Below are 13,948 nucleotides of genomic sequence, written 5' to 3' on the forward strand. Positions count from 1 at the left end.
AGGGATGATCCTCTAGAATTTATAGGCCGCGCTGAAGCGGAACGACCGGCCGAGGATCGGGCGCGCGTTGACGACTTCGCCCCCTGCCTGCCCCAGCGTGCGCGGATCGCCTTCGGTCAGGCCGACCTTGTCGGTCAGATTGTCGGCGGTGACCGCGAACTGCAGCGCGTCGTTGACGTCGACGGTCACCCCCGCATCGATCTTGAAATAATGCGGCAGCGACTGGGTGTTCGCGGTGTCGGAGAAGCGGTCGCCGACGTAGCTGAAGGTCGAATAGAGCGAGACCTTGCTATTGTCGCCGAACTCGATGTCGTACGACGGCGTCACGCGCCATTGCCACTTCGGCTGGCGTTGCACGCGGTTGCCGCTGAGGTCGATCGTCCCGCCGCCCGCGAAGAAATCGCGGTATTTCGCATCGAGCCACGTGCCCGAGAAGGCGATGGCGAAATTGTCGATCGGACGGATCTGCCCTTCGAGTTCGATCCCGGTGCTGCGCGCGCCGCCGATGTCGGCAACCGGCGCGCCATTCTGGATCACCGTCGTGACCAGCCCCTTGAACTTGGTGTGGAACAAGGTGGCATAGAGCGACACGAGGTCGGTGCGGAGCTTCACCCCACCCTCGAAATTGTCGACGCGCGGCGACACGAAAATCCCGTCGCGCAGATTGTCGAAGAAGGGGTTGGTGTTGCCGCGGTTGTAGCGGGCATAAACGCCGACCGACGACGAGACGTCGTAGTTCAGCCCCGCGGTCCACGACCACGCGCCCTTCTTGTATGCGATGTTGCGGAAGGTGCCGTTGAGCACCGCCGTGCCGTTGTTGTACAGCGTATTGGGGTTGTTATCGGTGTCGACCGAGCTGTTGTTCTCTATCGTGCCCGTCGCCTTGTAATTCTGGTAGCGGATGCCGGCGTCGAAGCGCAGCTCGGGCGTGATCTGGAACTCGTCGACCGCATAGAAGGCATATTCGCGGCCGTCATAGGCGGCGTTGACGTTGAAGAACGATCCTTGGGTGAAGCCGTTGCTCGACGCGACCCGGCCGTCAGCGAGCGTCAGGTTGAGCAGGCGGCCGTGGTTTTCCGCGGTCAACAGGTGGACGTTGCCGAGGTTCCACTGGTCGTCCGACGAGAAGTCCGAATAATAGGCGCCGACGGTGAACTTGTTATTCCCGCTTTCCCATTCGACTGCGAGGTCGTTGGTGAAATCCTCGATCTGCTTGCGCACGATCCACGTGCCCGCGCGGATCACCTGCTGGGTGCCGGCGACCGCCTGCCCGCCATTGACATAGGTCAGGCTGCCGACCGTGCTGCCGAGCGAGGCGGCGTAGGCGTTCGCGGTCGTCGCCGTGCTGGCGGGGACGAGACCCGTCGTGTCGGCATCGCCCTTGAGGTAACTCGCGCGATAGCGCAGCTGGAAACCCTCGCCGATCTCGTAATCGAAATTGGTGCCGAGGTTGACCAGCTTTGCCCCGCGGCCGTCGGCAAGGTCGGCGCGCGTGCCGTCGGGAAGCGTGCTGAGCCGCGTTTCGGGACCCGCGAGCACGCCGGTGCCGGGATCGATATTGCCGAACTGGCGCACCTTGTCGCCGTCGCGGATCACCGGGATCGGCAGCAGCCATTGGCCGCGATCGTTGAGGTAGCGCGCGAAGACGAGGATCGAGCCCTTGTCGAGATCGTGGCGGACGTTGGCGGTGATCTGACCGCCCTTTTCGGCGGTGAAACCGGGGCTACGGATGCCTTCGCCGCTCGAATAATAGCCGCCGACCATGAAGCTGGTATTCTCGCCGAGCGGGCCCGAGAGCAGCATGTCGCCGCGCAGGTCGCCATAGTCGGTGATGCTGGCCTTCACGAGGCCCTCGAAATCGCGGCCGCCTTCCTTCTGGACAAAGTTGACGGTCAGGCCGGGCTGGCCACTGCCGAACAGCGCGCCGGTGCCGCCGCGGACCGCCTCGACGCGCTCGATCGTCTCGTCGATGCGGATCAGCTGGGTGTTTTCGAGGAACGACAGGGTCGGGGGCGAGAAGAAGGGCACGCCCTGCACCATCAGCGTGACGAATTCGGCGTCGCCGCCCGACGGGTAGCCGCGCACAAAGATGTTCGCGCCATTCTGGCCGCCCGAGCTTTCGGCCGACACGCCGGGGATGACCTTGAACAGGTCGGCGGTGCTGTTCGGCGCGGCGCGATCGATCGCGTCCGAATTGATGCTGGTGATCGCGAACGCCGCATCCTGGCGGTTGACCCCGCCGCCGGCGGTGCCGGTGACGATGATCTCTTCATTGGCCGCGGCCGCGTCATCGGGTTGAGGCGCTTCCTGGGCGAAAGCCGTGGTCGGCAACGCGATCAGCGCAATCGACGATAGCAAATAGGTTCGTTTCAACATGGCATATCCTCCACTTTACCTGTTCTGATTGAAAGGCGTCCGCGCGCCGCCGCTTCCTGTTCTGCTGACAGGATCCGGCCGAGCGTCAGATCGCCTATGGCGGTGACGTTGATCTCGGCATCGGGCAGCGCCTCTTCCGACCCGATGCCAATGGCCACCATGCCCGCCGCATGGATGGCCGAAATTCCCGCTTGTGCGTCTTCGATCCCGACGCACTGGTTCGCGGCGAGGCCCATGCCGTCGGCACAGGCCAGAAAGATGTCGGGCGCCGGCTTTCCGTGCGCGACCCCGCCCGCGTCGGCGATAAAGTCGAACTGGTCGGCGATACCAAGCAGTCGCACGACGTCACCGGCGTTGCGGCTCGCCGACGCAAGGCCGATTTTCAGTCCGGCGGCGCGCAGCTCGGCGAACAGGCCAGTGACGCCCGCGAAGAGATTAGCGGGAGAATAATCGGCCAGCCGCGCCCGATAGAGCGCATTCTTTTCCGCCAGCATCGCGTCGAACGCCTCGGGGTCGACAACGGCACGGGCTTGATCGAGGATCAGCCGCAACGATCCCGCGCGGTCGACCCCTTTCAACTGCTCGTTCACCGCACGGTCGAAAGCGAAGCCATATGTATCGGCGAGCGCCTGCCACGCTTGATAATGATCCTCCGCGGTGTCGGTCAGCACGCCGTCGAGGTCGAAGATCGCACCCTTCACCGTCGGCCGCGTCAGCGTCGAGGGGGCCGCGCCGACCCACAGCGGCCGCCCATGATCGAGAATATCGAGCGGGGCGCCGGACAACAGGCGATAGGTGCAGCCCGCGGCGTCGACCGCAAGCTCGATCACGCTGCCGCGCCATTGCAGGCGAAAGCGGTAGCCTTGCCAGGCTGACGGAAGCGTTGGAGCGAAGGCCGGCACCCGCCCGTCGAGCCGCAAGCCGCCCCACCCCTGCGCCAAGACCAGCCAGCTTCCCGCCAGCGCGGCCATATGCAAGCCGTGCGAGGTATTGCCGTGGCGATCTTCCAAATCGACGAAGGCGCATTCGCGCATGAAATCGAGCGCCGCCGCCTCGTCGCCGAGCCGTGCCGCGATGATCGCGAAAGACACCGACGACAGCGTCGAATCATGCGTCGTGACGCGGCCATAATAGTCGAGGTTGCGCCGCTGCTGCGACACCGGCATCGACACCAGGTCCATCGCCATCGCCTGGACGACATTGCCCTGCTTCGCCACCTGGTGCCGGAACAGGATCATCGGATGATAGCGCATTAACAGCGGGCCGTCCTGGCCCGGCGTTTTCAGGCCGGGCAGTTCGGGGCGGCCGAGGAAGGCGTCGTCCTGCGGATTGATGCCGAGCAGCGGGTCAACGGGCAGCCACATTGCGTCGGCTGCCTTGCGCCACGTCGCGATCTCGTCGTCATCGAGACCGATCGCACCTGCCAGCGCCGCGAGATCGCCCCGCGCATGCAACCAGTCCGCCGTCTCGGCCGCATAGCCAAGGTGCCGGCGCGCGATCGCGTTGGTATAGAAATCATTGTCGACGAGCGCCGAATATTCGTCGGGCCCGGTCACGCCATGGATGCAGAAAGCGCCGCCGCGCCGCGCATCGAACGCGCCGATCTCGATCCACATGCGCGCGGTTTCGAACAGCATTTCAGCCGCGCGCGCACGAAACGCCTCATCGCCCGTCGCCGCGACATAGAGCGCGAGCGCATAGGCTATGTCGCCATTGATATGATATTGCGCCGATCCCGTCGGATAGTGCGACGAACATTCGTCACCCGCGATCGTTCGCCACGGATAAAGCGCACCGCGCGAATGACCGAGCGCCTTTGCATGCGCGCGCGCGCGGTCAAGCTTGCCGATGCGATAGGCGAGCAAGGTCCGCGCCTTGCCCGGCGCCTGCAGCGCGAGCACCGGCAGCATGAAGGTTTCGGCGTCCCAGAAATAATGGCCCTCATAGCCCTCGCCGGTCAGCCCCTTGGCGCCGATGCTGTGGCCCGGATCGCGGCTGGCCGACTGATGGAGCTGGAACAGGTCGAACCGCAGCGCCGCGGTCATCGCCTCGTCGCCGTCGATCGCCAACGCAGCGCCGTCCCATAGCGCCTCCACCGCTGCACGCTGGCCTTGGGAAATCGCGTCGAAGTCCACCGCCGCATCGTCGAAAACCGCGAGGTCGACCGGGCGGCCGCGGGCGGATGCCAGCGCGACCACCCGGTCGATCGTCAGGGTGCCGCCGGCGACCAGCGCGCCTCGCACGACATGCCCCGCGCCATCCGCCGTAACTTCGGCAGCGGGCGCGGCAACTTGCTGGCGATAGGCGAGCTCGACGACATCCTGCGCGAACCGGGCAACCGTGGTCGGGTCGCCCGGCAGGGGGGGGCTGATAGTCCAGACCGGCCGCAACCGGGCCGAGATGCGCGGATCGTCAGCTTCGGCGTTGCCAGCGCCCGCGCCCTCGATCCCATAGGTCAGCCGGACCTCGACCGCGCCACCGAAATCGATCGGCCGGAGGTGGATACGCGACGCGACGCAAGCGCTGCCGGCCAGCGGGACGACGCGGTCGACCGCAATTTCGAGCGTGCGATCGCCGGCAAGCCGCCAACGCGAGATGCGGCGAAGCTGGCCGCCCTCGAAATCAAGCGCGCTTTCGGTGTCGACGAGTTCGGCCGCATCGAAATCGACCGGCGCGCCATCGATATGGATGCGCAGCAGCACCGGGCTGGGGCATGCGATCCGCGTATCGGTCGCGGTCGCGTAACCGGGAAAGCTTTCATGATAGGCGATCGGCCGGCGGACATAGGCGTCCGGAAGATAGGCGCAGGGCCTGGCCGCGCATTCGTCGATCACCCCTTCGACGCCGACCAGCCCGTTGGCGAGCGCGAAGAGCGCATGCGCCTGCGCACCGGTCGCCGACGCACCGTGCCGGACGAGCCGCATCGCTTCGGGGGAATGTTCGATAGTCGCCACGCCGTCCTCACCCATGGCGAAGACTCCTCGGCCTTCGCTCTCGATCGCGGGTTTCCCGCAAAATGGTATCGATGTCAAGGTATCGATACCATTTTGCGGGAAACATAGGATGCAGTGCAAAGAAAGCGCTGTTATCCTAGCTTTCCCGGACGATCAGGACCACGGGCATCGCACGTGACGCGACCGCTTTCCCGGCCACTTTGTCGAGAACCTTTTGCGCCAGCAGTTCGCCCCCGACGCCCCAGTCTTGCCGGATGCTCGTGAGGCGCGGCGAAAAAAGCGCCGCCCCCGGGGAATCGTCGAATCCGACGACCGACACATCGCCGGGAACCGCATGCCCATATGCCTGCAACGCCTCAATCGCACCCATCGCAATCGCGTCGCTGCTTGCAAAGATGCCATCGAAGCCGAGGCTTTGCCCGTCCAGCAGCGGCGTCACCGCCTCGCGGCCGGCAGCGAGCGTGAAGGCGCAGGGAATGTTGCCGGCGATCGCCGCATCCGAACCCGCGAGCCCCGCCTCGAATCCTCTCAGCCGATCCTCGGCCTCGCCATGTTCTGCATCGCCGAGGAACAGCAGACGGCGGCATCCGCGGCGAAGCAGATATTCGGCGGCGAGGCGCCCGCCCTCGCGATTGTCGCTGCCGACGACGATCCGTTCGGGCGGGCCGTGTTCGGCGCCCCAGACCACATACGGAAGCCCGGTCGCCTCGATCACCGCCGCGGCGTCGTCATGCACCCCCTGCCCCAGCAGGATCACTCCGTCGGCCGAAGGCGGCGCTTCCGAAAACAGGTCGATGGTGGTGAGCACCATATTCTGCCCCGCCGCGGTCAGTTCTTGCAGGATGCCCCCGAGCAGCAGCAACGGATAGGGCTCGCTCATCAGACGCTCGTGCGACGGCGTCATTTCGATCACGACCGCGATCGTCCGCGTGCGCTGTTGCCGCAGGTTGCGCGCCGACACGTTGAGCCGGTAACCCATGCGCTCGGCCGTCTCGCGGACCAGCGTGCGCGTGCTGTCCTTCACCGTCGAATGGTTCGAGAGCGCGCGCGAAACGGTGATTTTCGCGACGCCCAGCTCGCGAGCCACATCCGCCATCGTCGGCCGCGCGCCGTCGGTGGGCTTTCCTTTACTCACCCGCAGCATCGCATGGTGACGGATGGCGAGAATCGATGCGCTGAGCCATGCCGCACCCCTAACGCCCGACGGCCGGCTTTCACAAGCCGCTTCACAGCCGGATGCATTTTGTACCGGGTTGCCATCCCGGCTGTGCGTCCATGACGGTTGACGCTTCCTGAAGCCGACGCCAAGTCTCCGTGAGTGACGATCACCCTCTCTCTCAAGGAAGCGCGCCGAATCGTGCTCGCCGCGCAGGGTTTCGGCGTCCGTCGCCCCGACCAGCCGACGGCCCTCCATTTACGCAAATCGCTGGGCCGTCTGGGGCTCTTTCAGATCGATAGCGTCAACGTTCTGGCGCGCGCGCATTATCTTCCTGCCTTCTCGCGGCTCGGCGGCTATGATCGCGCGCTGCTCGAACGCGATGCCTGGGGCCCGACCCGCCAGCGGCGCCTGTTCGAATATTGGGCGCATGAGGCCTCGCTGCTTCCGCTCGAGCTTCATCCGCTGCTCCGCTGGCGCATGGCCCGCGCCGAGCGGGGCGAGATCGGCTATCAGGCCCTGAAGCGCTTTGCGATCGAGCACCGCCCCGAAGCACAGGCCGTGCTCGACCGGATTATCGCCGAGGGGCCGCTGACGGCCGCCGATTTCGAGAACGGATCGAGCAAAAGCGGCTGGTGGGAATGGAGCCACACCAAACATGCCCTGGAATTTCTGTTCTGGTCGGGCAGGATCACCACCGCGACGCGCCGCGGTAGCTTTGCGCGGGTCTATGACCTGCCTGAACGCGTGTTGCCCAGGGCCGTTCTCGACCTGCCCACGCCCGATGCCGCAAGCGCGCAACGCGCGTTGATCGAACGGAGCGCCCGAGCGCTTGGCGTCGCGACTGCCGCGGATTTGCGCGACTATTATCGGCTAAAGCCCGATGAAGCCGATGATGCGATCACTGCGCAGGCCGAGGCGGACGTTCTTTTGCCCGCGCGGGTCGAAGGCTGGAGCCAGAAGGTCTGGGTACACCGCGACGCCCGCCTGCCCCGCCGCGTGAGGGGTGCGGCGCTACTCGCCCCGTTCGACCCACTGATCTGGGAGCGCAGTCGCACCGAACGTCTGTTCGGATTCCGCTACCGTATCGAAATCTATGTCCCGCAGGACAAGCGCACCCACGGCTATTACGTCCTGCCCTTCCTGATGGACGACGCGCTGGTGGCGCGCGTCGATCTCAAGGCCGATCGCCAGGCCGGCGTCCTGCTCGCGCACCGGATCACGCTCGAACCGGGCGCTCCCGCCGAGACGCTGGAGCGTCTCGGGATCGAACTCGACCGGATGGCGGCATGGCTTGGCCTGGCAGGCGTCCGGATCGGCGTGACGATCGCGTCATCCTGAGGCAGAAGCCAATTCCCTGATCGCCTTGGCGAGCATGTCCACGTCGCCCGGTCCGTTGAACAGCGCCGGCGTGATCCGGACGCACGCCCCGCGCGCCGGTCCGGTACGATGCACCGAGAAGATCTGGTGCTCGTCGAGCAGGCGTTTGGCGACCGCGACATTGTCCGCTTCGCTGGTGCGGCCGGCGAGGCGGAAGGATGTGATGCCGCCGTGCAGGCGCGGATCGGCGGGGGTCAATATCTCGACCCCCGGCGCGCCGCGCAGCGGTTCAGCCCAGCGATCGCGCAAATAGCGCAGGCGTGCCGCGCGCGCCGCATCGCCGATCGCGTCCTGGAAATCGAGCGCGGCGGGGACGGTGAGCTGCGCCGCGAAATCGACCGTGCCCGTATGCACGCGTGCCTGGGCCGTCGCGGCGAACGGCGGGTCGTTAGCGATATCGGGGTCGATCAGCTCGACCTTCGTCTTGCGGATATAGAGCGCACCGACCCCGAGCGGGGCTCCCATCCACTTGTGCAGGTTCAGCCCGACGAAATCGGCGCCCAGATCGGGCAGCGCGAAGTCGAGCTGCCCCCAGCTGTGCGCCGCATCGACGATCGCATCGACCCCGCGTGCGCGCGCCATCGCGACGATTTCGCGGACGGGAACGACAAGGCCGGTCCGGTGGCTGAGGTGGGTGAGCAGGATCAGCCGGACGCGGGGGTTGGCCTTGAGCGCCGCTTCGTAGCAGTCGATCAGCCCCTGATGCGTCGCGGGTTCGGGCAGCGCGATGCGCACCACATCGACGCCGCGGGTTTTCTTGAGAGAATCGCAGCACGCCTGCATGCTGTCATAATCGAGATCGGCATAAAGCACGGCGTCGCCGGCGCGCAGCCGGTTATACCCGCCGATCAGGGCCTTGAGCGCCTCGGTCGCGTTGCGGGTGAAGGCGATTTCTTCGGGCGCGACGCCCAGCTTCGCCGCGACCCGCGCGCGCACCGCGAGAAGATCGGGGAAAAGCCCGCGGCGGGCATAATAGCTCGTCGCGCGGTTCACCCGCCGCACCGCGGCTTCATATTGTTCGAGCACAGGCCGCGCCATCATGCCCCAATTGCCATTCTCGAGCTGGATGATGTCGCCGATCACATCATATTGCGCCGCGACCTTTGCCCAATAAGACTCGTCATCGGGCCGGGCGCCCGCCGGCAGCGGCGCGGCTTCGAGCCGCCCCGCCACTGGCGCCGCCGCGGCGGCCATCAGCATCTGCCTCCGATTCAGCTCCACGCGCGTTCCCTTTGCCGTCAGAAGGTGATCCCGACGCGGACATAATATTGACCGCCGTCGGTGTCATAGGGGGCATTGCGCGAATAGATCAGCCCGCGCACCGCCTGGTTGGTCGCCTCGTCGGGATAGGTGTCGAAGATATTCTCGGCCCCCGCGCGGATCGACAGATGATCGTTCAGCTGGAGGCTGGCCGACAGGTCGAACATCACCATCGATCCGAAGCGCTGGAAGACTTCGCCCGTCGAATTGCCGCTGACGTCGGTCCACGCGCCATAATAGCGCGCGCGGCCCTGCAATCCAAAGCGGCCGATCGTATAGCCGAGCGAGGCGGTGCCATTATGCTTGGGCAAGCGATCTTCGAACAGGATCCGCTGCGTTTCGTTCCCGATCGACGCGCTCGTGCCGCTCGTCACCCGCGTCTGGTTATAGTTGTAGGCAAGGCTGATGTCGGCCTTGCCCCGCCCGACGTCGCGCGCATAGGCGAGCACGACGTCGATCCCGCGCGTGCGCGTGTCGAAGTCGTTGGTGAAATAGGTGACCGCGGTGAAGCGCTGCGGATTGGGCAGGTTGGCCGGCACCGCGAAGGTCGCCGACTGGCCGAACCGGTCGCGCAGCTTGATCTGATAGACGTCGATGCTGCCCGTCAGCCCGAAACCCGACTGAAAGGTCAGGCCCGCGGTCAGCGTACGCGATTTTTCGGGGGTCAGCGGCTTGGCGCCGAGGGCGACCGCGATCGGATCGCTCGGCGACAGCCGGCCGGTGTTAAAGATCTGCAGCGTTCGCGTGTCGAGTCCCTGGCTGGTGGTGAGCGCGTTGAGCTGTGCCGGGGTCGGCGCGCGGAAACCCGTCGACCAGGTCGCGCGCAGCGCCACGCCGCTCACGGGTTCGAGGCGGGCCGACAGCTTGTAGTTGAAGGTGTCGCCAAAGGCCGAGAAATCCTCGTAACGCCCCGCCGCACCAAGCGTCAGCATCTCGACCGGCTTGACCTCGACATCGAGATAGCCAGCATAGCTCGTCTGCGACCATTCGCCCGCGCTCAACGGGCTGAAGCCCGGGAAACCGTTGCTGTTCGGCGCCAGTCCCGTCGCCGCGCCGGCGCCGATCGCAAAGGAAGCCGGATCGCCGGGCCGGATGGCATAGGTTTCCTTCCGCCGTTCGGCACCGAACGCGATATTCGCGGGCTCGACCAGCCCGAGCGGCAGGCGATACACGAAGTCGGCGTTCAGGTTGAACTCGCGTTGTAACAATCGCCCAAGGTAAAAGCTGGTCGGGCTGGCCGGACCGAGCGAGGCGTTGAGCGATTCTCCCATATTGTAGTTGATGCGGCTGCGTCCCAGCGCCGCGCTGAGATCATAGGTGAAGGCATCGCCGGCCTCGCCGCGGAGGCCACCCGCGGTCTGGAAATCATCGTATTTGGTGCCGAAGCGCGGGGTGAAGCCGGCGGGATAGAGGCTCCGGAAGCTGAAGCCCGGAAACGCCGTACTAGGGTTATAGACGTTCGCGGTGCCGGCGGGATTGCGCCAGTTGAAGTCGGTGACCCCCTCCCCGCTCCCGACAGTGCCAAAGGCATAGATGGTCGCGCCATCGACAATCTCGTAATCGGCGTTCACCGCGCCGCGTACCGAGCGCAGGTCGGGCTGGCCCCAGCGTTGCACCGGGTTCGGCACGTCGAGATTCGGGTTCGCCGCCTGGAACGCCTCGGCATCGGGGCGCTGCCGCGTGCGCGAGGTCGCATCGGACTTCGTAAATTCGCCGGTGAAGACCAGCACGCCGCGGTCGCCGAGCGCGACGCCGCCCTGCCCGCCCGTCTGATAGCTTTGGCCGTCGCCTTCATAATAGCTCGAATATTGGCCGAAGGCGGTCATGCCGGGCTGATCGTCGAGAATGATGTTGATCACGCCCGCGATCGCGTCCGAACCATATTGCGCCGATGCGCCGTCGCGCAGCACCTCGATCCGCTTGATCGCAAGGTTCGGGATGGTGGCAAGGTCGGCCGCCTGCGCGCCGCGCGTGCCGAGCAGCGCCGAACGGTGATAACGCTTGCCGTTGACGAGGACGAGCGTCTGGTCGGGCGACAGGCCGCGCAAAGTCGCGGGGCGGACGAACGCTTGACCATCGGCGGCCGGCAGGCGCTGGACGTTGAACGACGGCAGGAGTTGCCCGAGCGTATCCGACAGGTCGTTCGACACGCTGCTGTCGATCGCCCTGCCCGACAGAACGTCGATCGGGGCCAGCGTGTCGAACTGGGTCCGCCGCGCATCGCGCGTGCCGGTGACGATGATCGTCTCGCCCTCGGCGCTTTCGGTTCCGGCCGTCGCCATCTCTCCGGCCGAGGCCGTCGCGGGCGCAACAAATTGCAGCGCGACAAGCGCGCAGGCGGTGAGGCTTTTCATGGATGCTCCTTGGATCTCGACGGGGGAGAGTTATGTTTTGATTGCCGTCGCGCCCTAGAAATTCATTGTGACAAACCGGTGTCGCTCGATACCGATCGGGGACGATGGCCGTAACGAACGGGAGCGCTTCTGCGGGCGGCGCTTCACTTCCGCATCATTAGCGATTAGGCCCATTATCCGTCACACGCCGATTTCGCAGAGGAGGACGTCTTGCGGCAGCTCGCCAGATTCGATCTCAACCTGCTGCGGATATTCGACGCGATCTTCGTCAAGGGCGGCGTGTCGGCGGCGGCGCGCCACCTGAACCTGTCGCAGCCGGCGATCAGCCACGCCCTGACGCGTTTGCGAACGCAGTTCGACGATCCGCTGTTCGTACGGCAGGGCAACGGGCTGGTGCCGACCCCGGCGGCGCGCGCGATCGCCGGGCCGGTGCGCGAGGCATTGCGCGGGCTCGACGCGGCGCTCGACGCCGCGGCATCGTTCGATCCCGCCGAGGCGACGCGCGAATTCCGCATCGGCGTGCGCCTCTCGGGCGAGATGCCGCGCTTCTCCTCGCTCGTTGCGCGCGTCCGACGCGAAGCCCCGCATGTCGCGCTCGCCAGCGTGACCTTCCGCCGCCGCGACCTTGTGATGATGCTCGCGAGCGGCGACCTCGACCTCGCGCTCGATGTCGCGCTGCCCGCCGACGACCGGCTCCAGCGCAATTATCTGGGGACCGAGCCGATCGTCGTTGTCGCGCGCAAGGGGCATCCACGCGTCCATGGCGCGATCGACCTCGATACCTATCTCGCGCTCGAGCATATTATCGCGACCTCGCGGCCCTATGGCCCCGGGATCGAGGACATCGCGCTCGGCCGCATGGGCCTCGCGCGGCGCGTCGCGGTCCGCTGTCAGCATGCGATCACCGCGTGGCAGATCGTCGCCACATCCGACATGCTGTTTTCGCTGCCGCGATCGCATGCCGAGGTTCTGGGCGCGATGTGGCCGATGCAGCTCGTGGACCTGCCGCTGCCGGTCGAACAAGGCGGAAGCTATCTGTACTGGCATCAGGCCGCGCAGGCCGATCCGGGGCTTGGCTGGCTGCGCACGATCATCGCCGACGAGCTGGCGCAGACCGCATAGTCATTCTTATTGTGAATATCACATATTCGCTCCTATCATTTTCCTTGATGACATGGCGTGGCTAAGCTGCGGGCGAAACCCAGCGGAGGATTGCCATGACCGAGATCGAACTCGAAGCCGAACTCAACGACCTCAGGATGTCGAAGGAGGCGCAGCCGCTGTTCGACGCGGTCAAACGCCACATCGCCGAGAATGTCGATCCGATCACCGAGGAATTTTTCCGGCTCGGCGAAGGCCGCGCCGATCGCTGGAGCTGGGCGCCGGGCCAGCTTGAACTGCTCGAAGGTGCGAAGGACAAGGCGAAGGCCGCGGGTCTGTGGAATTTCTTCCTGCCGCATGGCGACACCGGGACACCGCTCAGCAATCTCGACTATGCCTATATCGCCGCCGAGCTCGGCAAGTCGCCGCTCGCATCGGAATCGCTGAACTGCTCGGCGCCCGACACAGGCAATATGGAAGTGCTCGAAATGGTTGGCACGCCCGAACAGAAGGAGCGCTGGCTTAAACCCCTTTTGAACGGCGAAATCCGCTCGGCCTATGTGATGACCGAGCCCGGCGTCGCCTCGTCGGATGCCAGCAACCTCGAAACGCGCGCGCGCCTCGAAGGCGACGAATGGGTCATCAACGGCGAGAAATATTTCATCAGCGGCGCCGGCGATCCGCGCTGCAAGATACTGATCTGCATGGTGAACACGAACCCCGAAGCCGCGCGAAAGGCCCAGCATTCGCAGATCCTCGTGCCCATGGACACGCCCGGCGTACAGGTGCTCGGCCCGATGCACGTCTTCGGCGCCGACCATGCGCCGCAGGGGCATATGCACATGCGCTTCGACAATGTCCGCGTGCCCAAGGACAATATCCTGCTCGGCGAGGGTCGCGGGTTCGAGATTTCGCAGATGCGCCTCGGGCCGGGGCGTATCCATCACTGCATGCGCACGATCGGCAAGGCCGAACGCGCGCTCGACCTGATGGTCAAGCGTGGCAATTCACGCACCGCCTTTGGCCGCCAGATCTCGCAGCTCGGCAAGAATCTGGAAGTGATCGCGCGCGCGCGGATCGAGATCGAGGCGATGCGCCTGATCGTGCTCAAGGCGGCAAAGGCGATGGACCTGCTCGGCAATCGCGAGGCGCGGGTCTGGGTGAGCATGGCGAAGGCGATGGTCCCCGAACGCACCTGCCAGATCATCGATCAGGCGATCCAGATCCACGGCGCGACCGGTATCTCGCAATGGACCCCGCTCGCCGATCTCTATGCCGACGTGCGCCACCTGCGCTTCGCCGACGGTCCCGACGAGGTTCATTATATGGTGGTCGGCCGCGACGAACTCGGGCGGCACTGAAAAACC

Annotated in this window: 8 protein-coding genes; 3 read left to right on the top strand and 5 right to left on the bottom strand. The window is 65.7% G+C overall.

The annotated features are described in order from the left end of the window. Positions 1–12: 12 nt before the first annotated feature. The 3 genes from ASD73_RS03635 to ASD73_RS03645 all read right to left on the bottom strand — a co-directional run bounded on the left by ASD73_RS03635 (position 13) and on the right by ASD73_RS03645 (position 6,465). A complete protein-coding gene (locus tag ASD73_RS03635; RefSeq protein ID WP_056369047.1) occupies positions 13–2,376 on the bottom strand; it encodes a TonB-dependent siderophore receptor in 2,364 nt (787 codons plus the stop codon). Then, positions 2,370–5,345, bottom strand: coding sequence for a beta-phosphoglucomutase (pgmB, locus tag ASD73_RS03640; RefSeq protein WP_235534120.1), 2,976 nt, complete (start codon positions 5,343–5,345; stop codon positions 2,370–2,372). Before pgmB ends, ASD73_RS03635 begins: the two co-directional genes overlap by 7 nt. A 121-nt stretch (positions 5,346–5,466) precedes the next feature. Beyond that, positions 5,467–6,465 carry a LacI family DNA-binding transcriptional regulator gene (locus tag ASD73_RS03645; RefSeq protein WP_200934868.1) on the bottom strand — a complete coding sequence of 333 codons (999 nt, stop codon included), beginning with the start codon at positions 6,463–6,465 and terminating at the stop codon, positions 5,467–5,469. Between the two features lie 183 nt (positions 6,466–6,648). Here ASD73_RS03645 and ASD73_RS03650 point away from each other — a divergent pair, with 183 nt between their 5' ends. Then, positions 6,649–7,827 (top strand): winged helix-turn-helix domain-containing protein, encoded by a 1,179-nt coding sequence (locus tag ASD73_RS03650; protein WP_056369043.1) that lies wholly within the window; start codon positions 6,649–6,651, stop codon positions 7,825–7,827. On the opposite strand, the gene ASD73_RS03655 is transcribed toward ASD73_RS03650, so the two are convergent. Further along, positions 7,819–9,087: an aminotransferase class V-fold PLP-dependent enzyme gene (locus tag ASD73_RS03655; protein WP_200934869.1), complete on the bottom strand. Its 1,269-nt coding sequence runs from the start codon at positions 9,085–9,087 to the stop codon at positions 7,819–7,821. The genes ASD73_RS03650 and ASD73_RS03655 overlap by 9 nt on opposite strands. A 17-nt stretch (positions 9,088–9,104) precedes the next feature. Then, the gene (locus ASD73_RS03660) at positions 9,105–11,480 is read right to left on the bottom strand and encodes a TonB-dependent receptor plug domain-containing protein (RefSeq protein ID WP_056369039.1); all 2,376 of its coding nucleotides are present in this window, start codon (positions 11,478–11,480) and stop codon (positions 9,105–9,107) included. 210 nt (positions 11,481–11,690) lie between these two features. On the opposite strand from ASD73_RS03660, the gene ASD73_RS03665 reads away from it, so the two are divergent. Next, complete coding sequence (locus ASD73_RS03665; protein WP_056369037.1) at positions 11,691–12,602, top strand: LysR family transcriptional regulator; 912 nt, start codon at positions 11,691–11,693, stop codon at positions 12,600–12,602. A gap of 95 nt (positions 12,603–12,697) precedes the next feature. Next, the gene (locus tag ASD73_RS03670) at positions 12,698–13,942 is read left to right on the top strand and encodes an acyl-CoA dehydrogenase family protein (RefSeq protein ID WP_056369035.1); all 1,245 of its coding nucleotides are present in this window, start codon (positions 12,698–12,700) and stop codon (positions 13,940–13,942) included. Positions 13,943–13,948: the final 6 nt, after the last annotated feature.

This window comes from Sphingopyxis sp. Root154 (assembly GCF_001427105.1).
Lineage (GTDB): Bacteria > Pseudomonadota > Alphaproteobacteria > Sphingomonadales > Sphingomonadaceae > Sphingopyxis.

What these genes read in the sequence shown, in the direction of transcription:
- ASD73_RS03670 (WP_056369035.1), top strand. Translation starts at nt 12,698, where the DNA reads ATGACCGAGATCGAACTCGAAGCCGAACTCAACGACCTCAGGATGTCG.
- pgmB (WP_235534120.1), bottom strand. Translation starts at nt 5,345, where the DNA reads ATGGGTGAGGACGGCGTGGCGACTATCGAACATTCCCCCGAAGCGATG.
- ASD73_RS03635 (WP_056369047.1), bottom strand. Translation starts at nt 2,376, where the DNA reads ATGTTGAAACGAACCTATTTGCTATCGTCGATTGCGCTGATCGCGTTG.
- ASD73_RS03660 (WP_056369039.1), bottom strand. Translation starts at nt 11,480, where the DNA reads ATGAAAAGCCTCACCGCCTGCGCGCTTGTCGCGCTGCAATTTGTTGCG.